This is a genomic window from Ensifer sp. NM-2 (assembly GCF_003024455.1).
Classification (GTDB): Bacteria; Pseudomonadota; Alphaproteobacteria; order Rhizobiales; family Rhizobiaceae; genus Ensifer; species Ensifer canadensis.
In genome coordinates, this window is sequence record NZ_PVZR01000002.1 from 377,047 (window position 1) to 399,812 (window position 22,766).

Below are 22,766 nucleotides of genomic sequence, written 5' to 3' on the forward strand. Positions count from 1 at the left end.
CTATGTCAGGACGACACCATGCCGCATGGCCGCGGATTTACAGCGCCGACCTCGTGGCCGCGATCAATGCTCGGTGACAACCGTCGTCAACCAAGCCTGGCCCGCATCCCGTCACGTCACAAGAAGACTAGCGCACGGTCCGACCGCCACGAATGCAAAACTCAGATCTTATCTACCATGCTCAACTGCATCCTTTAATTGTCTGATGAGTTCTGCAATCTGTAAATTGTCCGGCTGCAGACGGGCCAAGGCCTCTGCAAATTGGAGCGTCTCGGGATAACGGCGGAGTTTGAGACCGATCTGAATTGCCGTGCCGAGCAGACTGGCGTCCGTTGCTCCGCTTAAGGCAGCAGCATCGAGGAGCGCAAACGCCTGCTCCGTTCGCCCGACTGAATCCAGGGCAATCGCCGCTGTCGTCCTGTATCTGGAATTGAGGGCATCCAGGCGCACGGCCGCGTTCAGTTCTTCTATTGCCTCCTCCATTGCCTTCTGACGCACAAGCGACAAGCCATGCCCGTAGCGAAGGTCGGCTCGATCCGGATCGGTTGCCACGGCTTCAGCGTAGGTCTGTTCGGATTTATCGCCCTCCCCTGTTGCGCGGTAGAGTTCGGCGAGGTTGATCCGCGCGCCGGCCAGGCTGGGATCGAGATGGATCGCCTGACGGAGCGCTTTCTCCGCTTCCTCTGGACGTCCTTGTTCAAGCAGAAACGTTCCATAGCTCGTTTGTGTCTCGGCAACGTCCGCGTTCGCTTGAACATACGCTTTCAAATCGGCCACCGCGCGGTCGAAATCACGACGTCGATCACCGAGGAAGTCCAGCGACTGCGTGCTTCCTAGTGCTCTGGCAGCAGCCACCCGCACTGCGCGTACGTCGTCGCTGACAAGTCCGCCGATGGCATCAAGCCGATACTCCCGCGGCAGGTTGGCAGCGGCCTCGGCTGCCCCCAGACGCACCAGCGGATCGGGGCTCTCCGCCGCCGCCTTCACGTCTGCGGCGACGTCAGCTCCCGCGAGCCTGCTCATCTCGGCAATGGCGCTTCCTTTGACTATTCCAGCTTGTTTTTCGTCGCCGACGAATGCCCGCAAGGCCTCGATCGAGGCAGCGTCGTTTTTCGCGGCGGCGGCGAACGCATGTGCGATTGTCGGTCGCTTGCGCCAGCCTGCACCAAACCATTTGTCCAGGGTCTGCGAGGCCCACTTGTTCGACCTACCGTCGTGGCACGACGTACAGGCGTTCGGCGTTCCGTACATGTCGGAAAGGTCTGGGCGCGGGATCACGAAAGAATGGTCACGCCGACGATCGACCTTCATGTATGTCCGCTCGGGCATATGGCAGTTGGCGCAGAGCGCGCCAGCGGAGGCTTCCGGATGATGCGTATGAGCTGGAGTGTCGAAAGCGCCGCCCGGATCAGTGCTGGCAAAGCGCTTTGGCGCATCCTGGGTGTGGCATTGGGTGCATAGCGCGTTTCCAACGGCCTTGACGCTGCCCTCATGCGGGCGGTGGCAGTCGAAACACGTCACACCTGCTCTTGCCATCTTGCTCTGCTGGAACGAACCGTATTCGAAGACCTCATCCAGAATCTGTCCGTCCGGAAAGTAGAGATCGCTACGCAGCAACGCCGGGGAAAAATTGTCGAGAAAGGAGCCTCCCGGCTGATAGTCATCGACAAGCCGGGCGCGCCGCGCGTGGCAGGCGAAGCAAGTGTTCGCATCGACCTTCGACAGGCCGAGGCCCGCAATTGCTGCCGTATGAGCGTTCCCGACCTTGGCTCTCGCCCATTCGACATGTTTTGCACCGCCGCCGTGGCAGGACTGGCAGCCGATGCTGGTCGCGACATAGGATGATTGATACCCGTCCGTCTGCGGCTGGAAGTTGGTCTGGGGATCGGTGGAATGACAGTCGATGCAGGTGCGGTTCCATCGATAGAACGGGCCTGTCCAGTGAAACGTCGAGCCAGGTTTCGCCGAGGAGCTTTCGCCGAGCCAGAACCATTTCTGCTTTTGCGTGTCCCAGGCAATGTCGAGAGTCTGCAGCTTGCCACCCCCAAGATCGACCAGGTACTGCTGCAGAGGCTCGTAGGCAAACGTGTACTTCACCTCGAAGTCTGCCGGTTTGCCGTCAGGCCCTTCGGTGCGAACGAAGAAGCGGCCATCCCGGCGGGAAAAAACGGCCTTGACGCTGTTCCATTCGAACTGGGTATTGTTGAAATCGGCGAGCACCGTCTTCTCGTTGGCAAGAGCCATCGCCTTCGCATGGTGGGATTTCGCGAATGCGGCGGCTTGACCAGCGTGGCAGGAAGCACACGCCTTCTCATCTACGAAGCCATCGTGAATTGCGATCTGCGGGTCAGCGGCAGGCTGCGCAGTCATTTCCGCCGTAGCGGCGGCGGCGAACACTGATAATCCGCAAGTCAGCAGTGCCGTCCGAGAAACAGCCGCTAGACGGAATGCAATCTTCAAATTCACGCCTCCCACTACTCTAAAAAAATCAGGACGCACGGGGCAGCGTAGCCGACGCATCGGCAATAGAACGGACTGAGGGCGCCGGGCATGCTACTCGGGAAATTGTGATTCCTCCTCCACATTGGAAATATCGGCGATGCCGCGTGCGAAACTTTCGGCTTCATTTCGCCGGAAAGATCTGCTTCCAGTCTGCCTTCATGTCGACCACCGTCCAATTGTTGTCGGCAGCGGCATCCAGTGCCTTGTCGAGGCGACCGAACGGGCTGTCGCGGTCATATGCGTATTCGCGCTCCGCATCGGTATGATGGACGATCAGGCCGAAGCGAGTGGTTGTGCCGCCCAACGTGGTCCACTGGAGCATTTCGAGGTCGCCGTCAGAATTTCCGAAGGCGGCGATGGGCCGGCGCCCAATAAACTGGTTGATCGCGACAGGCTTGCCGGCCTTGTCATCGATAAAGTCGACCTGTGGCAGGCGGAACAAGGTCGACACGCCCTCCCGCATCTCGAACTGCGTTTTTATGGTCGACCCGATGACCTGCTCGGGCGGGACCCCGTAGACTTGCTCGGCCCAGGGACGAATGAACTCCACGCCTCCACCGGAGACGATGAACGTCTTGAAGCCGTTTTCACGCAGGTAGGCGAGCAGTTCGAGCATCGGCTGATAGACCAGCTCGGTGTAGGGTCTATTGAACCTCGGATGGCGCGCCGTGGCGATCCAGTCGGAGGCGATCTTTTGAAACTCCTCCGTTGTCATCCCGCTATGGGTCGCCAGGACCAACTCCAAAAGTCCCTTTTCTCCGGTTGCCGCAAGAGCTTTCATGTCGTTGTCGAGCACGGCCTTGAACGGCTGCGTATCCTTCCATTCCGGGTGGGTGGCAGCTTCCGCCTTGACCCGATCAAGGGCAAAGGCGAGTTGCACATACATCGGCTGCTCGGTCCACAGTGTGCCGTCATTGTCAAAGACCGCGATGCGTTCGACCTCGGGCACATAACCAGGCGTATTTTCCGCGGTTACTCTGTCCACAAAGGCGACGATGGCCGCCTTGGCCCCGGTGTTGTTCCACGAGGGCAATGGATCTGTCTGGGCAAACACCGATGTTGCAACAAGCAGCAAGGTTGCCATGCCCAACGCGATGTCGCGGGAGAATTTGAGCAAATTAGGTAAGGCGATCATAGCACAGTCTCCGTCACCAACGGTGTCCAATCTCACAATCTTGAAGAAACGGCGGCCCCGAACGGATGGGACCGCCGCGCCAAAGTCAGTTGCCGGTTGGCATCGGGACGTTAACACCTTCCTTCGCCAGGGTGTCTCGAACCCATTGGAAACGCTCGTAGTTTGAAAGCGTAATCGGACCCGTATATCCCATGCTCTGCAGCTTGCGTGGAGGATATTTCACGTATGTCGCCATGATCTTCTTCAACTGTTCTCCCATGACCACACCCATCCAGGTCCGCTCAGTGAAGTTGTTCATGAAGATGTCGTAGCGTTCCTGGGGGTCCTGCCAAAGATCAAACACCTGCGGAACCGTGGCCACGTATTTCTCCGCGCCCTTCCATCCAAGATTTGAGTCCACGGCCAGTCCGCCAGTCTCCGCTCCATCGTCGCCACGAAGATTGAACGCGAACTTGTAGTTGTTGTAGCGAATTGCGCCCGGCGACAACTCATTCTCGGTGAAATAGAACCATTCCTTGCGAGGGGACGGCCCCGAGCCCGTCAGGACCGGGGTCATGTCGTAGCTGTCGAAAATGATTGGCTTGTCTTCACGGTCGTTTTCGGGCAGTGGGACGCCGCCGACTGAAGCGAATGTCGCCATGAGATCGAGACCGCCGATGACTTCGTGGTTCTTGGTATCGGGCTTGATCTTGCCCGGCCAAACCGCGATCGCGGGAACGCGATTTCCACCCTCGCGCAATGTGCCCTTGGTGCCGCGGAACGGGGTGTAGCCGGCGTCCGGATAAACGTCTTGCCAAGCGCCGTTGTCGGTTGTGTAGAACACCAGCGTGTTCCGGTCCATTCCGGTTTCGCGCAGCTTGTCCATGATCCGGCCAATACGGGTGTCGAGTTCCACAACCGAGTCCGCGTATTTCGACTTGGACATCGATTTGTGCTCAAACTCTGGTGCCGGCATGTTCGGCTGATGCACCTTCATGAAGTTGACATTGATGAAGAACGGCTCGTCCGGCTTCTTTGCCGCCTCATCGAGGAATTCGATCGCCGCCTTCTCGACATAGCCGTCGAAGAACGGAATGCCGACCACGCCTTCCTTGCCGTCAATCGTCGGCGTATCGACGTACTGGCCGTTGATCTTGAAATCTTCCTTTGCCTCACCCCCGGCCTTGCCCGAAAGCGAACCCTTCGTCACTTTCTGGAACATGGCCCGCAGTGCCGGGTCCATATCGGGGAACCAGGTTGGATCCGCATAGGTATAGGCGTTGAGATGGTAAAGGCCGACATATTTCATCTCGTCATAGCCCTGGGCGATCGGAAGCGCATAGTCCGCCTCGCCGAGATGCCACTTTCCGGTGAAGTACGTGTGATAGCCACCGCGCTTCAGCACTGACGCCAGCGTCCACTCTGCTGCCGGCAGACCACCACCCTGCCCCTGGAAAGCCACTGTCGTCATGCCGCTCCGGTTCGGAATGCGTCCAGTCTGCATTGCAGCGCGCCCTGGCGTGCAGCTCGGCTGGGCATAGAAGGAGAAGAAGGTCATGCCTTCATCGGCCAGCTTGTCGATGTTCGGCGTTGGCATGCCGCGCCCCACCCCACCACCGTAGGCGCCGAGGTCACCATAGCCGGTGTCGTCGGAAACGATAAAGAGAATGTTGGGTTTTGACGGCGACTGGGCTTGCGCTTGGGATGCGGCCCCAACGAGAAATGTCGAAGCCGCCAAGGCTCCGACAGAGCACATGAAGCGAAAATTCATACTGACTACTCCTGCGAAGGTTTGGGCGAATCGGGTTCATCAAACGCACGAGTTCTGACGCGTCTGAGGCGATCCGCCGCCTGTCCTTGTTGAATCGAAACGAAACAAATTGAAGCAATGCTGTAGCCTGAACGCCCTCGATCGAGATGGCGTCTTGTCTGGATGCCGGTGGCACCTCGAGGCCACCCACGACGGTGAAACTATCGGACGTCAGGCGGCAGGGATATTGTACCATCGGGCAAAACTGCACTTCGTTAGCATGCGCTTGAATTCTAAAGCTCTGGTTGTATTAGCAAGTTCGCCTTGGTAGATTGCGCCTATCTGTCGGGGGAAAGTCATGGGCGTTCTGGGTAACCGGATCAGGCGATCGCACTGGCCGATCAGGGGTGTGGTTTTGTGCCTGCTCGCCTCCCTGGCGACTGCGCCGGCGGCGACAGCCGATCAGGCAGTTGTTGACCATGTGCCGCGTGTGCTGGTGCTCTATCCATATGACGAGCGGATCGCGGCGACCACTGCTGCCGGGGAGGCCGTCAGGTCGCGGCTTCTCGACGCGACCAAAGGCAGGATCGATCTTTTCTCCGAATTTCTCGACCTTTCGAGATTTCCTGATCCGAAGCACATGCGCCGCATGGCTGATTATCTTACGGCCAAGTATGGCGATCGCCGCCCTGACGTGGTGATTGCGCTCGGCGAGGAGTCGGCTCGGTTCATCTCTGCCAACCGCAAGGAAATCTCCGGCGATGCAAGGATAATCGTCGCGGGCTTCAGCAGTTCCGCTGCCGAGGCAATGGACTTGCCCAGTGACGTGATCGGAGCTTTCAGCGAATTTGACATCGTAAAGACCGCTGAGATGGCCCGCGGTCTCCAGCCAGATGCGCGACATCTCTTCATAGTTGGAGGATCATCCGAATTCGACCGATCATGGCTTGCAACCGCGCGAGCCGATCTTGCGGTTTTCTCAAGAACGTTTGAAACGACATACTTGGAAGACCTGACGATCGAAGAGTTCACCAGGCGAGCCGCCGCGCTACCTCCCGACAGCATCGTATTGGCGCTGACGATCTTCAAGGACGCTACCGGGCGCAATTTCGTTCCGCGCGAAGCCATCAAACAAATATCGAGGACTGCCAGTGCGCCGATCTATGGTCCGTACCCGACCTACATCGACTATGGCATTGTTGGAGGCAACGTGGTCACGTTCGGATCACTGGGCATTACGGCGGCCGACCTCGCGCTCGATGCCATCGCTGGCAGGCCAATTTCCAGTCTCCGGTCGCCCCAAACATATGTCGCAGACGTGAGGCAGCTCCGACGCTGGGGGTTGTCGGAAAAAGATCTTCCTGCAGGCACGGTCCAGATGTTCAAAGAGCCCACATTCTGGGAACAATACTGGTTCGCGACCGTGGTCGCCCTTGCCATTGTTGCTCTACAGGGCACAGTCATTGCCGGGCTTCTTGTCGAACGCCGCCGCCGCCAGGCGGCGGAGGTCGAATCGCGCCTCCGTCTGCTCGAAGTGGTTCACCTCAATCAATCCGCAACAGCCGGCGCGCTTTCAGCGTCAATCGCGCATGAGCTCAACCAGCCGCTGGGTGCAATCCGCAGCAACGCCGAGGCGGCGGAGGCAATTCTGATGTCCGAGAGGCCCGATCTCGAGCTGATCAGGCAGATCCTCATAGACATTCAAGACGACGATCAGCGTGCCCATGACGTCATTTCGCGGATGCGAGGCCTGCTTAAGAAGCGAGGAGAGATCGACTGGCAGGAGTTCGACCTCAATGAGGTCATCACAAGTGCGATCAGGATTCTGCGCGGCGAAGCCGAGCAGAGGGGCGTCGTCGTGAGTTCCAATTGGGCCCGGCGGGAACTGCCGGTCCGAGCCGACCGGGTCCACGTCCAGCAGATCATTCTCAATCTGGCAACCAATGCAATGGATGCAATGCTCGACGTGGTCGCGACCGAGCGGAGGCTTATGCTTGAGACAACACTGACGAAGGATTCCAAGGTCGAGCTGTCGATTTCGGACACCGGTCGTGGAATACCAAACGAACAGCTCGCCAGCATTTTCGAGCCGTTCTATACTACAAAGCCCTCCGGAACGGGGCTTGGCCTTTCCATCGTGCGTGCAATAGTCGAAACCTACGGCGGCACGATCTGGGCCGACAACCGCCCAGAAGGCGGAGCAGTATTCCGAGTTATATTGCCTCTCGCGCAAACCGGATGATCCATGGAACCAATCGTTCACATCGTCGATGATGATCGATCCTTCCGCACCGCAGTCGGGCGGCTGCTTTCGGCATCCGGGTACCGCGTGTCTCTCTATGAATCAGGCGATCAGTTTCTGGCGCAGTTTCCGCATGACGAACCTGGCTGTGTCCTCCTTGACCTTGATTTACCTGGGCTGAGCGGGCTGGAGTTACAGGACAGGGTCACTGAGCGAGCGCCGCTTCTGCCTGTCGTGTTTCTCACGGGACGTGGCAGCGTCAAAGCCAGCGTTCAGGCGATGAAAGCGGGTGCCGAGGATTTCTTGGAAAAGCCGGCCCCCAGGGGAGCACTGCTGGAGGCCGTCCAGCGGGCGTTGCGCCGGTGCGAGACCCAGCGCGTCGAGCAGAATCGTATCCACGCCCTTAGGGCGCGCATTGCGCACCTGACACCACGTGAGTTCGAGGTTTTCGGCTTCATCGTCCGCGGCAAGCTCAACAAGCAGATCGCTCATGCTCTCGGCACATCCGAACGGACGGTCAAGGCGCACCGCCATAACGTCATGGAAAAGCTAGAAGCCCGGTCCCTGGCCGAGACCGTGTCGATCGCCGAGAGATTACGCCTTTTCGATCCCGCGTCGGATGCGCACCCACGATAGCCTGGAACTCGGCGCTTCACCAAAGGACAATAGCCAGCCTCCAATGTTGGTCCTACGATCGTCATGATCGGGGCTGCTCCTGTTCTTGGCTCCAGAAAGGCCTCAAGTGGAAAGCCCACAACGCACAGTGGCCGTTGTCGAGAACGACGCAAGCATGCGCCGGAGCGTCGTGCGACTGTTGAACGCAAATGGTTTTGCAACCGAAGCATTTGTATCTGCCGAGGCCTTTTTAAGCCATGCCGACGCAAGCCAGTTTGGCTGTATCGTCCTCGATATTCACTTGGGTGGCATTTCAGGCATCGAACTATGGCAGCGTCTAAAGGCTTCTGACACCGGACTCTCGGTTATTTTCATCACCGCCGTTGAGGATGAGGCGCTTCACCTGGAGGCGGTCAAGGCGGGCTGCATCGCGTATCTACGCAAGCCGTTCCCCGCCGCCTTGTTGATCAACGCTGTCGACAGAGCATTGAGGGCTTGAATAAGCGCAATTCCTCTTCCGCAGTGTCGCGTTCCTCGGCTCTGTCAATCGATGATGTGATAGCCGCCATCGACATAGAGCACCTGCCCCGTCATCAGGCGTGCGGCATCGTGGGCAAGAAAGGCCGTAGCGACGCCAACATCGTCAATACTGACAAGTTCTCTTGCTGGAGACTTCCGGATGGTCTTTTCCAGAAGTTCGTCGAATTCTGGAATGCCCGACGCGGCACGCGTCGCTACCGCTCCCGGCGAAATCGCGTGGACGCGAATTCCCTTCGGCCCGAGTTCTGCGGCAAGGTATCGCACGGCGCTTTCGAGTGCTGCCTTCGCCACTCCCATGATGTTGTAGTTCTCGACGACCATCTGCGAGCCGTAATAGGTCATTGTGAACAGTGTGCCTCCATTCCTCATCAACGGCTCGGCGAGGCGAGCCATGTGGATGAAGGACCAGCAAGAGATATCCATGGTCGTCAGAAAACCATCGCGCGGCACGTCGACGACCCGACCACCGAGCGTGTCCTTTGGCGAAAAGGCAATCGAGTGGACGACGAAATCGAGCTCACCCCAGGTCCTTTCAATCCGATCGAACACAGCCTCGATTTGCCCGGGTATGGCCAGATCCACCGGCATCAAGATCGACGCCCCGACCTCACGCGCGAGAGGCTCCACATAGGGCTTGGCCTTATCGTTCAGATAGGTGACGGCCAGCTCGGCACCAAAGGCGCGAAAGGCCCGCGCGCAACCCCATGCAATGGAACGATCGTTCGCGATACCGACAATCAGCCCCTTTTTCCCTTTGAGAAGCTCCGCTTTGACGACCGGGCTGGACATTGATTGCTGCTCCTGTGAGATCTGGTTTCAGGGCCTGGTGATAAGCGCATGAACGTGCCGCGCGATCATCAGCTCCTCATCCGTCGGCAAGACATAGAGCGCTACGCGGCTCGCCTGCGTCGATATACGGGTTTTACCCGCGTTGTTTGCTGCGTCATCAAGCTCAACCCCGAGCCAAGAAAGGCGCTCACTGATACGCGCGCGAATTGGTGCCGAATTCTCACCAACCCCGCCCGTGAAGACGAACGCGTCGAGACCTTGGAGGGCGGCAGCAAGCATCCCCACGCTGAGCGCGCAACGATGGACAAAATGATCGATCGCGAACGCGGCGCGCGGATCATCGCTCGCCAGAAGATCACGCATATCGCCGGAGATGCCTGAAAGACCTTTGAGACCAGACGCACGGTAAAGAAGATCTGTAACCTCTCCCGTTGTCATTCCTTTCTGATCGATCAAGTAGAGCACGACGCCCGGATCCATCTGCCCTGGCCTGGTGCCCATCGGCACACCATCTAGCGCTGTAAAGCCCATCGTTGTCTCGACGCTGCGCCCTGCCTTCATTGCGCACATGGAAGCGCCGCTGCCGAGATGAGCAACCACGACCCTTCCTTGGCCGACATCGGGCGCTAGGTTGCCGATCCGGTCTGCGATGTACTCGTAAGACAACCCGTGGAAGCCATATCTTCGTACACCTTCCTCGTAGAAAGCCATCGGCAAGGCGTAGCAGTCCGTATGAGGAGCATGGCCGCGGTGGAAAGCCGTGTCGAAACAGGCGACCTGCGGAACCAGCGGATTAATCTCCATGGCAAGCCGGATCGGCGCGAGGTTGTTCGGCTGGTGCAATGGCGCAAGTTCTTGGAACGTGGCGAGCTTATCGAGGATGTCGTGATCGAGCAGGATCGGTTGCGCATAGTTGGGTCCGCCATGGACGACGCGGTGGCCAATCGCCCGTAGGACGAAACCATCAAGTGACCGCAGCCAGTCACCAGCTTCAGCGATGGCAGCGGGCAGATCGCCCATCGCGGCCTGCTCGTAACTGCGATCGACGAGGACCTCGCCCGAAGCGGTCGCCGCACGCAAGCGGGGCCGCGCCCCGATCCCGTCGATCTGACCACGGATGCGCCGCTCCAACTCTTTGCCCACGATCTCGAAAATCTGGAACTTGAGGCTGGATGAGCCCGCGTTGACGACAAGGATCGCGTCCACGCTTCAAGCCGCCACTTGTGTAGAGCGACGGCGGGCCGTCGCATAAAGGGTCGCAACTGCGCATGATGCCAGGCGACTGCGCACTGTGTCTGCCCGCGAGGTAAGAATAATGGGAACGCGCGCACCAAGCACGATCCCCGCGGCGTCCGCATGGGCCAGGAACGTCAGGTTCTTGGCAAGCATGTTGCCGGCTTCAAGATCTGGCACCACGATGATCTGCGCCCTGCCGGCTACGGGCGAGTTGAGCCCTTTGATACGGGCGGCCTCCGGGCTTATCGCGTTGTCGAACGCAAGCGGGCCGTCGAGCAGGCCGCCGGTGATCTGACCGCGATCTGCCATCTTGCACAATGCCGCTGCATCAAGGGTCGAAGGGATCTTGGTCGTCACTGTCTCGACTGCTGACACGATCGCGACGCGGGGTTCGCCGAGGCCAATGGTGACCCAGAGGTCGATCGCGTTCTGCACGATGTCGCGCTTGACATCGAGGTCGGGAAAAATGTTGATCGCCGCATCGGTGATGAACAGCGTGTCCGCGTGACCAGGAACGTCCATCACGAACACATGGCTGATGCGGCGTTCCGTTCTAAGACCGGTGGCAGAAGCGGTTACTTCCCGCATCAATTCGTCAGTGTGCAGGCTACCCTTCATCAAGAGCTCGCCTTTCCCCTCGCGAATGAGTGCCACGGCTTTCGCCGCTGCGGCGTGGCTATGTGGTGCGTCAATGATCTCGTACGTCTTCAGATCAAGTTCAGCCTCGGCTGCAACTTTGCGGAGCTTTGCCTCCGGTCCGATCAGGATCGGAATAATCAGCCTGTGCTGGGCTGCTTCCAACGCACCACGTAGCGAGGTCTCGTCACAGGGATGCGCAACGATGGTGATCGCAGGAGGAACCTCTTGTGCGGCCGCAATCAGGCGGTCGTATTTTGATGGCTCCAGAGTTGTCGCGCTAGAAATAGCCACTGGTAATCTCCTACAGTCTTGATCGCAGTGCGCCGCGGCTGCGCGCGGCAGGTCTAACAGTCATGGGCGTCGGCTTGACGCCGACCCGCCCCTTATCCAGGCCGAAAAGCTCGGTGACGTGGGCAAAGCGCTCCGCCGCAGCTTCCGTTAACGCGCCGGAGGCCTCGAGCACGCCACGCAGGCTCTGCAAGCCTGCCTGACGCTGTTCAGGCTCGTTCGGCAGCATCGCTGGAATGGCTGCGAGCGCCGCCGCCTCATCGACAAGCAGGATATAGTATTGGTCGCGGACCAGTGCCTTGAACTGCGAAAGGGTCAGTTGCCGAGCATCTCCATGGCCACGCCGAAGCAGGCGAATGGCCTGAAAACCGCGTTCGTCGGCCCCGCCACGGGCCGCCCCCACGAACAGCAGCGATCGAACGAGAGCTTCCAGGAGACCGCCAACGGATATTCTTTCCCTCAGCGCCGCAGTGCGGGCTTCGACAAGCGCGTTGATCAGCTTGCTCTTCGGCGCCTTGCGTGGTGGCAGATTTGACTTTGGATCGACGCCAAGGGCGGCCTGAAGCGCAGACGAGCCATAGATCGCACCGAAGGTTTGCTCGGCCAGCCGTTCCGTCGTTTTGCGCCAGGTCTCCAGCCCTTCGACGATTTGGCAGGAAACCTGCTCTTGGAGGGCGCTGAAAGGATTGTCCGGCCATGCGGGGCGACGGTCGGCGCGGACACGCTCTGCTGCCTGGGGAACCCAGTCGAAAAAAGGATTGGAGGGGCCGAAAATCTCGTAACTCAAGCGGAGGGGGTGAAGTCTTCGCATCGCCTCAGCCGATGAAGGGTTCACGGCAGCGCGCACCCAAGGTTGGGCAAATGCACGGTACAGTGCAAGATTGATCTCCGAAAGCCGAGCCGCCGCCGCAAATCGCTTCTCATCGTCAAGATCGTTACCGCCGAGAGCGCGAATATCTTCGAGGGTTCGTGCCTCGCAGCGCATGATCCACTCCCCGGTGACCAGTTCCGGATGGTCGATCGCGTCTGCTTTCGGTTCGAGAACCGCCTCATAAAGGCCAGGCGGCAGCACGTCGATCAGATCGATGTTTGACGCAAATTCATCATGCTCCTTGCGAGCAACCCCGGCGGAGACAAAAATTCCCAGATGGCCGACGCTTTCGTGGACGACATAGACAATAGTCTGACCGAGCGCGCGAATTTCATCGACGCTGTCGTAGATGTCGAGAATCCAGTCGAGGGCCTGCTGAGGCGGTGTTATGTTGTCCCCCTTGGAGCAGAAGACAACGATCGGCGAACGGATCGTGCGAAGGTCGATGGCCATGCCATCAGATGTGCGGATTTCCCCAGCTGCGAGCTTGTTGCCGACGAACAGGTCATCGACGATGAACTGCATCTCGTCTGCCGTCAGTGTGACGTGACCGCCCCACCAACGCTCAAAACCGAGATAGCGTTCGGCTTCCGTATCCACCTTTGCGTAGAGATTATACTGCTTGGTCCACAGAGTATTGGCTGGGTTCTGGTTCTCGAAATTCTGGACAAGCCAGGCGCCGTCGAATTTTCCCGCACCGAGATCGCTGACCAATGCTGTCAGCCAACTCCCACCGAGAAGTCCTCCCGAGTAACGCATGGGGTTTTGCCCGTGGACACCCGCCCAGTAGGCAAGCGGTGAGCCGGCGATGATGATAGGCCCGAAAAGCTCTGGCCTGAGCGCGGCGAGCATCATCACTGCCCATCCCGCCTGACAGTTGCCGATGACGCAGGGCATGCCATCCGCTTCCGGGTGGCGGGAAATGACGGTCTCCAGGAACTGCGCTTCCGCGTACAGGACCTTCTCGATGGTCTGTCCGGGCACCGGTTCCGGCAGGAAGCCGACAAAATAGCAGGTATGACCGGCCTTCATGGCCACGCCGATTTCGCTGTCGGCCTTGAAGCCACCGATGCCTGGCCCATGTCCTGCGCGTGGATCCACAACGATGAATGGCCTCTTGACGGGATCGATCGCGCAGTCGGCGGGAGGTATGATGCGCACGAGAGCGTAGTTGACCGGCTCTTTCAGGGTCCTGCCGTCTAAGATGAGCTCGGCTTCATAGTCCAGCACATGGGGCGCGCTGCGTGCAGCGTGTTCCTCATATTGCTCGCCGCGCCTGCGCATGACATCAAGGAACAGGACCCACCGTTGCCACGCATCCACGGAGTACTCCGTCAATGCATTGCCAGGCACGGGTGAGGCCGGAAGACTGGAAAGCTTGGACATCGCACCCACTCCGTTAGACGGTTCAAGGGATTAGTTCTTGACGCTGCCAGTAACGACTGCCTGCCGCCGTGACCGAAGCCCTGCGGCTCACGCGCCAAGGCGAGGTTTTCGAGCAGTTAGAAGAAATTGCAGCATACCGCTCGATCGTGTCACTGGTGTAACCTTATAGGGCCACCATCCGTTCGCTACGTTGATTTCGATCAAACGGCCGCCTATGCGCCAGACCGGGAGAATATCCTCGCGTTTCTGGCAACTAATCCAGGACGACACTCCACTTGTCATCCGGATTGAAGCGGTCGATAAACGGCACGATCGCTTCCGTGCTCGCACCCAAATCCGCTTCATAGACAATGCCCTGCTGGTTGACGACGAAAGTCTTCACACCGGTTTCAGCATATTTCACCGGCCAGGCGATCAACCCGAAGCCTCCGATCATATTGTCATTGATGATGAAGTCGTATTTCCCGCCGGCAATATTATCGCCTTGTGACGTCAGAATGCGGAAGCGATAGCCGAAATAACCCTCTCCAGCCTTCGCCTTCTCCAGAGCTGCTTCGCTGATCTCGTCGCCGACCGGGCTCTCACCATCGCCCTGCTCGGCCGGCCAGTACAATCCATCGGTCTGGCCTGGGCTGCTGATCAGCTTCTGGGCATATTCGAGCACGCCGTCGGCGTCGCGGTCCTGCGAGGCATAATCCTTCTGTGCTTCGACATAGGCGCGCACGGTCTCTATCGCCTCAAGTTCGTTCTCCCCGACGCGGCGGTTCACGATCTCCTCAAGCCCGACATAGGTGTCGAAAGCCCACTTGCCGTCCCGACCCTTTGTGATCGGAAACGGCAGCGGCCAGAGCCGATCACCGATTTCGAGAATCTTGCTTTCGCCGAGGTCGCGCACCACGACATTGCGTGCCACACCTTCGCGAATAAGCGCGAAGGTTTCCATCGTCCCTTCGCCCGTTTTCAGCTTTGCGGCGTCAAGGCCCAGAAGCTTTGCAAGACCATCGAGGTCGTTGGCGGCGAGCGCCGACTTGAACATTTCCACCGCCTTTGCCGGGTCGTCGAACAGCGGCGGATCCTCCGCCGCGGCATAGTTCTCGATGTCGCCGGCGTCTGGTACCGCCTGGGCACGGGCCCCGTCGACAGCGAGCGGAAATGCAGCAACGGAGAAGGAAATGGCCGATGCCAGAAGAAGAGTCTGAGAAAGCTTGCTCATGATCGTGCTCCTGTCGCTCCGTTAACGCCTGCCACCGCCACGGCCGCCACCGCCACGGCCCCCGCCACCCGATGGCCTTCCACCGCCACTTCTCATCTGAGGCCGCCCGCCGCCGCGATGACCGCCGCCCATACTCTGTCCGCCACGCTTCGAAGAGGCGACCTCGCGACGACCCGAGTTGACGTTGCCGAGGCCGGACGGCTTCTTGGGCCGGTTCTGTGCCTTGGCGGCCATCTTCTTCTTGCCGGCCGGTCGGTTCACCTGCGAGGGCTTGTTGCCTTTGGGCCTGTTCACGCTGGGCTTCGAGCCGCCTGGCCTGGCCTTCGCTACCGCCTGACCGCCGCCTGGGCGTGCCGCCGGTCGCTGCTGCGCCTTCAGCCCATCGAGCGTGCTCTTGCGCACGTCGTTGAGCTGACCGCCACCTGCACCGCCCGGTCGCGCCTGCGGCCGGTCGCGATTGATCTCGGCGGCGCGGTTACGAATGTTGTTGTTGCCGTTGGCCTTGATGTTGTTCTTGATGTTGGTGCGATCAAACTTCTGCAACTGATTGCGGTCGAAGTTGATCTTGCTGCGATCGACATTCTTCCAGTCGACGTCGTTCCATTTCATCTTGCCGTCGAAGTCGATGTTGTTGAAACAGTTATTGCAATCGACATCGATGTCGCCGCCCCAATTGCCACCCCAGACGCCCCAGTCATCCCAGTCGACGATGGCCGCGAAGGCCGCGCCGGTGACTGCTCCGGCGAAAAAGGCGGCCCCCGGGTACCAATAGGCAGGATAGGGATCGTCATAATAGCCGATCGGTACCGGCGCATAATCGGGCTGGTAGAGCATTTCCGGCGCATACTGCGGCACATAGATCGTTTCGGGATTTGCCGACTGGATGACGACGTTGTCACCCTCCTCGACGACTTTAATCTTGTCGTCGGTCTTGATTATATCCTTGGCAACGGCTTCGTCACGCAGCTGCTGTATCGCTATGAGAACATCTTTCTGTTGGTTGGCGATCGCCTCGCCGAAGCTTTGCGTCCACTCGAGGTCGGTGCTCATCATCTTGACGATCTCGGGATAGTTGAGCAGCGAAACGATGCTGCCGTCCCAGCTTTCCTTCGGCTTCAGATCGCGATTTTTTGAACTCTCCTGAAGAAAACGTTCGGCCTCGACCACCTGCAAAGGATAGAGCGATGCAGCGGAGATGAGCGCGACCAACTCGTCGGGATAAAGCGCGATCCGGGCAACGAGGATCTCGAGCTCATCGTCGCTCAGCGGTTCTGGAGCCGCCTCCGCGGGCGTGGAAGGCGCTGTGGCGGTCTGCTGGGCCAGCACAACTCCAGAGGGCACAAGCATCGACAAAACGATCACCGTCGCGCGGAAAAACGTAAACACCCGCTCAATCGCCATTTCTTCCTCCAAAAGAGGCTGGAAGGCCTCTTGCTCAAAACACTTGCGGGCGCAGGATCAACGCACCAGTTTCTGAACCGGGTCCCGATCGAGCACTTGAAGCTGTCGTCCCCATAACGGATGCTGTGGCGAGGCAATGTTGCGCGCACCCCAGAATCCGAACTTGATAGAGCGTTTCGACACTAGAGTAGACACGCGCCAATGAGCTCGTGTGCCATTTATATAGCTGCGATTTCTGTCGGCGTCCTTCGCCGTCATTACCAGAACAGTTGTCTGCCAAAGATAAAGGACAGGTATGTGAGCCTTGCGGTAGAATAAACTAGCACAGAGATCAGAATAGTCCATTTTCAATTCATTGCGTTCAGTTTTTTCCACTCACTGGCTTTTGATTGCCGCCTAGCGTTCGCTGGTCCGTCCGAAGTAAGGACCGCAAAGACACCGCCACGCCATCTGCCAGGGCGGCCCCGATTGTTTTTGCTCCGGGGTCGTTTTGTGATGGCGAGCCTTGCCGGGCGAGCGACACAACAATCGACCTCACCCCATTGATCGACTTCTTCTTGGCGTTCGAGCAACGCCGCAATACATTTCGCGGCTTCTCCGATGAAATTCGGCCTATTATTTGCGTAGCGCAGTTAACTTCCCTGAAAACTGTTGTGTAGATTTGCAAATACGGTACGAATGCACCCTGAAAATGTTGATTTGCGCATCATACAAATAAGTCTTAACGTATTGTTCGAAACCTCAGTGTGGAGGAGGACGACTTTGCCTAATATCTCCCTGGTTATCGCAATGCTGGCGCTTATGGCGATCTCGGGCTGTGCAACGAGTGGAGGAGGCAATACCACCTACGCTCAATGGCAGGGTTCTTACCCCGATCCAAGCTTCGCCGCGATCCGGTCAGGCGGCGTCAATCCGGGGTATTAACGATGTCGTTGAAAGGCGAGGAGCCGTAGCCTTCTAGGCTGCGGTCTTGGCGTTGCCAGCTTCGAAAGCGGCGATCGCGTCCTCCAGGTCGTCGAAGATCATGCCGTTGCCGATCTTGTCGATGACGCCCGAGCGCAGCAAGGTTTCTCGAGGTTCGCTATGGAGCTCGACAATGCCGAACTTCAAGCCGCGCCCCTCGACGAAATCCCGCAGATCATCGAGCATCGCCGCTGCGGTGCTGTCGATCTGCGCTGCCGCGCCAGCATCAAAAATGAACCATCGCGTATCGGCAGGCAGGTTCTTGACGATCTCTTCCACGCGGCCGCGCACATGGTCGGCATTGAAAAACAACAGACTGCCTTGCAGAAGATAGATGGCAACGCCAGGGATCGGTCTTACGTCCTTGTAGCGATGCAGCTTGTAGAAGCCTTCGCGTCCGGGAATGCGGCCAAGAAGCGCATCGCGCGGCTTCAGCCCCTTCATCAGGATGTAGAGCAACGTCGCTCCGATAGCGAAAATCACGCCATGCAGCACCCCAAGGGTCAACACGCCGGCGATGCTGATGAGCGCGAAGACGAATTCGATCGGGCTGATGCGCCACAATTCTCGCAGAGCGCGCAGATCGATAAGGCCGATGGCTGCAGACGCCAGGATGGCGCCGAGCGCGGGGGTCGGCAGCAAGGACAGAGCGCCGGTGAGAAACAGCACCGTCAACGCCAGGGCGATAGCCGAGAAAATACCGGCCAGTTGAGTCTTGCCGCCCATGGAATCGTTTATAGCCGTGCGCGAATCCGATGCCGTGACGGCAAAGCCCCCGAACAACCCGGAGGCGATGTTTGCTGCGCCGAAGCCCAGCAGTTCTCGGTTGGCGTCGACCGGATATTTGTTCTTCGCACCGAAACTGCGAGCCGTCACGATGCCCGCGCCGAAACTGACGATCAACACGGCGACAGCGCCCAAGAAGAGATCGCCGAGCGAGACACCGGTGGTGATAGGTAGCATCGGCGTCGGCAGGCGCGACGGGATTTCGCCGACCACACGAATGCCCGCGGCGGAAAAATTGAAGGCGGCCGACATGGCCGTTGCAATCGCCACGGCCACCAGAGGTCCAGGAATGCCGGGTCGCCAGGCGTTGAGCAAACGCAGGAGGATGAAAAGGCCAACGCCGAGGGTGAGCGACGGCCAGTGGATCTGGTCGGCCTTGTCCAACAGTTCCATGATCGGTCGAAGCACGCCTTCGCTTTCGATCTTCACGCCCGTCAGGCGCCCGATCTGGCCTATCAGGATCGATAGGGAGATACCGGTCATGAAGCCCGTGAGGATCGGCCGCGATAGAAAGTTTGCGATGAAGCCTAGCCGTAAAGCATTGGCGGCAAAGCACAGACCACCGACGATGACGGCGATTGCTGCGGTCGCAACGAGCCGATCTTCTGCGGTCGGAAGATTGAGCGACAATAGCACGGCGGCCAGCACCGTAACCGTTCCGGCGTCTGGGCCGACGATGAGTTGTCGTGAAGATCCGAGGAGAGCGTAGCCCAGAAGCGGCAATATGCTGGAATAAAGGCCCACCTCCGGCGGCAACCCGGCAATGGCCGGATAGGCGATGGCGCTCGGCAACCCGACCGCTGCAATCGCTAGACCCGACGTCAGATCATAGCGAAGCCACTCGGCGCGGTACTCTTTCAAACTCGCGATTAACGGCAAGGTCGGCATGGCCCAATTATACCTCATGATCGGATCTTCGCCATCGCTCATGGCAGGATCCCCTACAGCAACCATCGGAACGGACCCGGTGGATCGCCCAACCCGCTGGTCGTCACGTCACAGGCAATTGATTTGATCAACCGATACCTGTCCGGTTGACTGGCTTAATCGCCTATTTTGCCCAGTCTCTTTCCATCCTCGACTGGTGCCATAAGTCTGTGGTTATGAGCCTGCCCCAGCGGCTCCATGAGAAGGATGCATGGACATGGTGACTTTCACGCTCAATGGTAAAAATCGGACGTTCGACGGCGACCCCGATACGCCTCTCCTTTGGGTGATCCGAGATTTCGAAAAGCTGACCGGCACAAAATACGGATGCGGCATCGCGCAATGCGGCGCCTGTACGGTGCATCTGGACGGCATGCCGCGACGGTCCTGCATCACACCGATTGCCATGATCGATGGTTCCGACGTGGTAACGATCGAGGGCATTGCCGGCAAGGAAGCCGAGGCTGTCCAGACGGCATGGGCGGGGCTGGATGTGCCGCAATGCGGCTACTGCCAGTCCGGCCAGATCATGTCGGCGGTGGCGCTGCTGCAGATGGTGCCCAACCCGACGGACGACGAGATCGATGGCGCCATGACCGGCAATCTCTGTCGGTGCGCCACCTATCATCGCATTCGAGCAGCGATCCACAACGCTGCCAATTCGATGGAGGGCTGAGCAATGACGATCCATGACATCAAGACCAGCCGTCGTGGCTTCCTCGCCGGCACCGGCCTGATCATTGGCGTGGCGATCGCGCCGAAATTTCTCTCGGCGGCACAGACCGGGGTACCGGCCGGCGGGAGCGGCGAACTGCGGCCGCTGAATGCCTTCGTCAAGATCGGTACGGACGACACCGTCACCGTGCTTTCCAAGCACATCGAGTTCGGCCAGGGGCCTTTTACCGGCCTTGCCACTCTGGTTGCCGAAGAACTCAATGCGGACTGGAGCCAGATGCGCGCCGTCCACTCGCCGACCGACAACAAGATCTACGCCAATCTCGCTTTCGGCCTGCAGGGCACCGGCGGGTCGAGCTCGATTGCCAACGCCTATGAGCAGATGCGCAAGGCCGGCGCCACGGCGAAGGCCATGCTGGTTGCTGCGGCTGCGGAAGAATGGAAGGTACCGGTCGCCGAAATCACCGTCGAGAAGGGCCGCGTAAAGCATGCGTCTTCCGGCAAGGAGAGCGACTTCGGCGCGCTGGCGGACAGTGCCGCACGGCAAACTCCGCCTGCCGATGTCAAACTCAAGGATCCGAAGGACTTCGTGTTGATCGGAACCGAGCTGCCGAAGCTCGACACCCAAGGCAAGATCAACGGAACCGCGATTTTCACGCTCGATATCACGCCGGACAATCTGCTGGTTGCCGTGGTCGCCCACCCGAAGCATTTCGGCGCCACCGTGAAAACCTTCGATGACGGCGAGGCGCGCAAGGTCATGGGTGTGGTCGATGTCAAACAGATCCCTCAAGGCGTCGCGGTCTACGCGGACAACACGTTCGCGGCGCTGAAGGGCCGCGATGCACTCAAGGTCGAATGGGATCTTGCAAAGGCGGAAACCCGCTCATCACAGGAGCTCGCTGCCGAATACATCAGACACTTTGGCGAGCCGGGCCTCGAGGCGGCGAATACCGGGAATGTCGACGAGGCTTTCCGGAAAGAAGGCCTCCAGACGGTCGAGGCGGAGATCGTTTTCCCGTTTCTCGCACACGCCCCGATGGAGCCGCTCGACGCGGTTTTCATCAAGGCCGCCGACGGCTCCGTCGACATTTACAACGGTGCGCAGTTCCCGGGCTTCGACCAGCAGGTGGCGGCCAAGATTCTCGGCCTCGACGAAAAGAAAGTCCGCGTGAATACCCAGCTCGCCGGCGGCAGCTTCGGCCGTAAGGCGCAATTCGGCTCGCCCTATATGCAGGAGGCGGCAACAACCTATGCTGCAATCGGCGGCGATCGACCACTCAAGCACATGTGGACGCGCGAGGACGACATCCAGGGCGGCTTCTATCGGCCGATGTATGCCCACAAGATGCGTGGGGCGATCGATGCCGAGGGCCATATCACCGCCTGGGAACAGATCATTGTCGGACAGTCGATCATGGCCAAAGCGGACCTGGATCAGACATCGGTGGAGGGCGCATCCAACCTTCCCTATCAGATCCCCAATCTCAAGGTCACGTCACACAACATCGTGCTTCCGATCCCGCCTTTGTGGTGGCGCTCGGTCGGCCACACCCATACCGGCTTTGCGGTCGAAACCTTTGTCGACGAACTGCTGGCCCGCGTCGGTCGGGACCCGGTCGAAGGACGGCTTGCGCTGCTTGACAAGGGGTCGCGTCACGCCGGCGTCCTACGCAAGGCAGCGGAAATGGCGGACTGGGGATCAACGCTTCCCGACGGGCGCGCCCGTGGTGTCGCCGTCGTCGAAAGCTTCGGTTCGTTCGTCGGTCAGGTCGCGGAAGTTTCGGTCGGCTCCGATGGCGCCCCGCGTGTCCATAAAGTCTGGTGTGCGGTCGATTGCGGCGTCGCGGTCAATCCCAACATCATCAAGGCACAGATGGAAGGCGGCATCGGCTATGGGCTCGGTGCTGTGCTGTTCGACGCCGTTACTCTCGGCCAAGGCGGACGGATCGTGCAGTCGAATTTCCACGACTACCGCTCGATCCGCATCAATGAAATGCCCGATGTGGCGGTGGAGATCATCAAATCTGCGGAAAAACCGACTGGCGTCGGCGAGCCCGGCGTGCCGCCCATAGGGCCGGCGGTCGCCAATGCGTGGCGAAAGCTGACCGGCACCCCCGTGCGGCAGCTTCCCATCGTCAGTGTCATCTCATCGTGAGGGATATCGTCAGATGACAATCAAGCTCCTGTTTGCAGGCATAGCAGTGCAGTGTCTTATCGTCGGGGCGGGCGTGATGCTCGCCCCGACGTCCGTGGCCCAGAACGCCAACGCACTACGCTCTGCAGAGTCGTTCCAGTCGATTTCCGACAAGCAGGCGCGCTCGGTCGCCCTCTTCGAAGAAGCCGGAAAGGTCATCCAGCATCCGCGATGCGTCAACTGTCACCCGGCGACGGAACGCCCATTGCAAGGAATGTCGATGCATCCGCATCAACCGCCGGTGTTCCGCGGCGATGGCGGCATGGGTCTCGTGGGCATGCAGTGCAACACCTGCCACAGCGAAAAAAACACGCCGGTCATCGGCCAGGCGGACACACTGAAGAGCATTCCAGGCAATCCCGCCTGGCATCTCGCCCCGATCGAAATGGCCTGGGAGGGCAAGACCCTTGCCCAGATCTGTGAGCAACTGAAGGACCCAGCTCGCAACGGCGACAAGACCATGGCTGAAATGGTGGAACACATGGCGCATGACGAGCTGGTTGGATGGGGGTGGCACCCCGGCGATGGCCGCGAACCTGTGCCCGGCACACAGGAAGAATTCGGCAAGATCATTCAAGCCTGGGTGGATGCCGGGGCTGCTTGTCCGTCGGGCTGAAGGTCGACCTTCAGCC

General features: G+C 59.4%; 16 protein-coding genes. 6 read left to right on the plus strand and 10 right to left on the minus strand.

Annotated elements, in window-relative coordinates; genetic code table 11:
• Positions 1-168 precede the first annotated feature (168 nt).
• The 3 genes from C6558_RS06970 to C6558_RS06980 all read right to left on the minus strand — a co-directional run bounded on the left by C6558_RS06970 (position 169) and on the right by C6558_RS06980 (position 5,387).
• Entirely contained in the window at positions 169-2,370 is a 2,202-nt protein-coding gene (locus C6558_RS06970; RefSeq protein ID WP_107027123.1) for a tetratricopeptide repeat protein, read from the minus strand.
• 253 nt (positions 2,371-2,623) lie between these two features.
• On the minus strand, positions 2,624-3,637 hold the full coding sequence (locus tag C6558_RS06975) for an HAD family phosphatase (RefSeq protein ID WP_107027058.1): 1,014 nt from the start codon (positions 3,635-3,637) through the stop codon (positions 2,624-2,626).
• An 85-nt stretch (positions 3,638-3,722) separates the two neighbouring features.
• Positions 3,723-5,387, minus strand: a complete 1,665-nt coding sequence (locus C6558_RS06980; RefSeq protein WP_107027059.1) for an arylsulfatase — start codon at positions 5,385-5,387, stop codon at positions 3,723-3,725.
• Positions 5,388-5,724: 337 nt separating this feature from the next.
• Here C6558_RS06980 and C6558_RS06985 point away from each other — a divergent pair, with 337 nt between their 5' ends.
• The 3 genes from C6558_RS06985 (at position 5,725) to C6558_RS06995 (ending at position 8,722) form a co-directional block, all read left to right on the plus strand.
• Positions 5,725-7,608: a HAMP domain-containing sensor histidine kinase gene (locus C6558_RS06985; protein WP_199196984.1), complete on the plus strand. Its 1,884-nt coding sequence runs from the start codon at positions 5,725-5,727 to the stop codon at positions 7,606-7,608.
• A 3-nt stretch (positions 7,609-7,611) separates the two neighbouring features.
• Positions 7,612-8,244, plus strand: coding sequence for a response regulator transcription factor (locus C6558_RS06990; protein ID WP_107027060.1), 633 nt, complete (start codon positions 7,612-7,614; stop codon positions 8,242-8,244).
• A 73-nt stretch (positions 8,245-8,317) separates the two neighbouring features.
• Entirely contained in the window at positions 8,318-8,722 is a 405-nt protein-coding gene (locus C6558_RS06995) for a response regulator transcription factor (RefSeq protein ID WP_107027061.1), read from the plus strand.
• A gap of 44 nt (positions 8,723-8,766) precedes the next feature.
• Here the strand turns inward: C6558_RS06995 and fabI are convergent, their stop codons facing one another.
• The 7 genes from fabI to C6558_RS07035 form a co-directional block, all read right to left on the minus strand.
• Positions 8,767-9,552 (minus strand): enoyl-ACP reductase FabI, encoded by a 786-nt coding sequence (gene fabI, locus C6558_RS07000; RefSeq protein ID WP_107027062.1) that lies wholly within the window; start codon positions 9,550-9,552, stop codon positions 8,767-8,769.
• Positions 9,553-9,579: 27 nt separating this feature from the next.
• Positions 9,580-10,758, minus strand: coding sequence for an acetate/propionate family kinase (locus tag C6558_RS07005; protein WP_107027063.1), 1,179 nt, complete (start codon positions 10,756-10,758; stop codon positions 9,580-9,582).
• A 3-nt stretch (positions 10,759-10,761) separates the two neighbouring features.
• Complete coding sequence (locus C6558_RS07010) at positions 10,762-11,712, minus strand: phosphate acetyltransferase (protein WP_107027124.1); 951 nt, start codon at positions 11,710-11,712, stop codon at positions 10,762-10,764.
• A 16-nt stretch (positions 11,713-11,728) separates the two neighbouring features.
• Positions 11,729-13,972, minus strand: coding sequence for a DUF3141 domain-containing protein (locus tag C6558_RS07015; protein ID WP_107027064.1), 2,244 nt, complete (start codon positions 13,970-13,972; stop codon positions 11,729-11,731).
• Between the two features lie 253 nt (positions 13,973-14,225).
• Positions 14,226-15,185 carry a DUF2950 domain-containing protein gene (locus C6558_RS07020; protein WP_107027065.1) on the minus strand — a complete coding sequence of 320 codons (960 nt, stop codon included), beginning with the start codon at positions 15,183-15,185 and terminating at the stop codon, positions 14,226-14,228.
• A 21-nt stretch (positions 15,186-15,206) separates the two neighbouring features.
• Entirely contained in the window at positions 15,207-16,586 is a 1,380-nt protein-coding gene (locus tag C6558_RS07025; protein WP_084814085.1) for a DUF3300 domain-containing protein, read from the minus strand.
• 957 nt (positions 16,587-17,543) lie between these two features.
• Positions 17,544-19,265 carry a SulP family inorganic anion transporter gene (locus tag C6558_RS07035; protein WP_371412238.1) on the minus strand — a complete coding sequence of 574 codons (1,722 nt, stop codon included), beginning with the start codon at positions 19,263-19,265 and terminating at the stop codon, positions 17,544-17,546.
• Positions 19,266-19,479: 214 nt separating this feature from the next.
• Between C6558_RS07035 and C6558_RS07040 the strand changes: the two genes are divergently transcribed.
• The 3 genes from C6558_RS07040 to C6558_RS07050 are packed head-to-tail and all read left to right on the plus strand — an operon-like array spanning position 19,480 to position 22,750.
• Entirely contained in the window at positions 19,480-19,938 is a 459-nt protein-coding gene (locus C6558_RS07040; RefSeq protein ID WP_107027127.1) for a (2Fe-2S)-binding protein, read from the plus strand.
• A gap of 3 nt (positions 19,939-19,941) precedes the next feature.
• Entirely contained in the window at positions 19,942-22,095 is a 2,154-nt protein-coding gene (locus C6558_RS07045) for a xanthine dehydrogenase family protein molybdopterin-binding subunit (protein ID WP_107027066.1), read from the plus strand.
• Positions 22,096-22,108: 13 nt separating this feature from the next.
• Complete coding sequence (locus tag C6558_RS07050) at positions 22,109-22,750, plus strand: hypothetical protein (RefSeq protein ID WP_057206999.1); 642 nt, start codon at positions 22,109-22,111, stop codon at positions 22,748-22,750.
• Positions 22,751-22,766 lie beyond the last annotated feature (16 nt).

What these genes read in the sequence shown, in the direction of transcription:
- C6558_RS06970 (WP_107027123.1), bottom strand. Translation starts at nt 2,370, where the DNA reads ATGACTGCGCAGCCTGCCGCTGACCCGCAGATCGCAATTCACGATGGC.
- C6558_RS06975 (WP_107027058.1), bottom strand. Translation starts at nt 3,637, where the DNA reads ATGATCGCCTTACCTAATTTGCTCAAATTCTCCCGCGACATCGCGTTG.
- C6558_RS06980 (WP_107027059.1), bottom strand. Translation starts at nt 5,387, where the DNA reads ATGAATTTTCGCTTCATGTGCTCTGTCGGAGCCTTGGCGGCTTCGACA.
- C6558_RS06985 (WP_199196984.1), top strand. Translation starts at nt 5,725, where the DNA reads ATGGGCGTTCTGGGTAACCGGATCAGGCGATCGCACTGGCCGATCAGG.
- C6558_RS06990 (WP_107027060.1), top strand. Translation starts at nt 7,612, where the DNA reads ATGGAACCAATCGTTCACATCGTCGATGATGATCGATCCTTCCGCACC.
- fabI (WP_107027062.1), bottom strand. Translation starts at nt 9,552, where the DNA reads ATGTCCAGCCCGGTCGTCAAAGCGGAGCTTCTCAAAGGGAAAAAGGGG.
- C6558_RS07015 (WP_107027064.1), bottom strand. Translation starts at nt 13,972, where the DNA reads ATGTCCAAGCTTTCCAGTCTTCCGGCCTCACCCGTGCCTGGCAATGCA.
- C6558_RS07020 (WP_107027065.1), bottom strand. Translation starts at nt 15,185, where the DNA reads ATGAGCAAGCTTTCTCAGACTCTTCTTCTGGCATCGGCCATTTCCTTC.
- C6558_RS07025 (WP_084814085.1), bottom strand. Translation starts at nt 16,586, where the DNA reads ATGGCGATTGAGCGGGTGTTTACGTTTTTCCGCGCGACGGTGATCGTT.
- C6558_RS07035 (WP_371412238.1), bottom strand. Translation starts at nt 19,265, where the DNA reads ATGAGCGATGGCGAAGATCCGATCATGAGGTATAATTGGGCCATGCCG.
- C6558_RS07040 (WP_107027127.1), top strand. Translation starts at nt 19,480, where the DNA reads ATGGTGACTTTCACGCTCAATGGTAAAAATCGGACGTTCGACGGCGAC.
- C6558_RS07045 (WP_107027066.1), top strand. Translation starts at nt 19,942, where the DNA reads ATGACGATCCATGACATCAAGACCAGCCGTCGTGGCTTCCTCGCCGGC.
- C6558_RS07050 (WP_057206999.1), top strand. Translation starts at nt 22,109, where the DNA reads ATGACAATCAAGCTCCTGTTTGCAGGCATAGCAGTGCAGTGTCTTATC.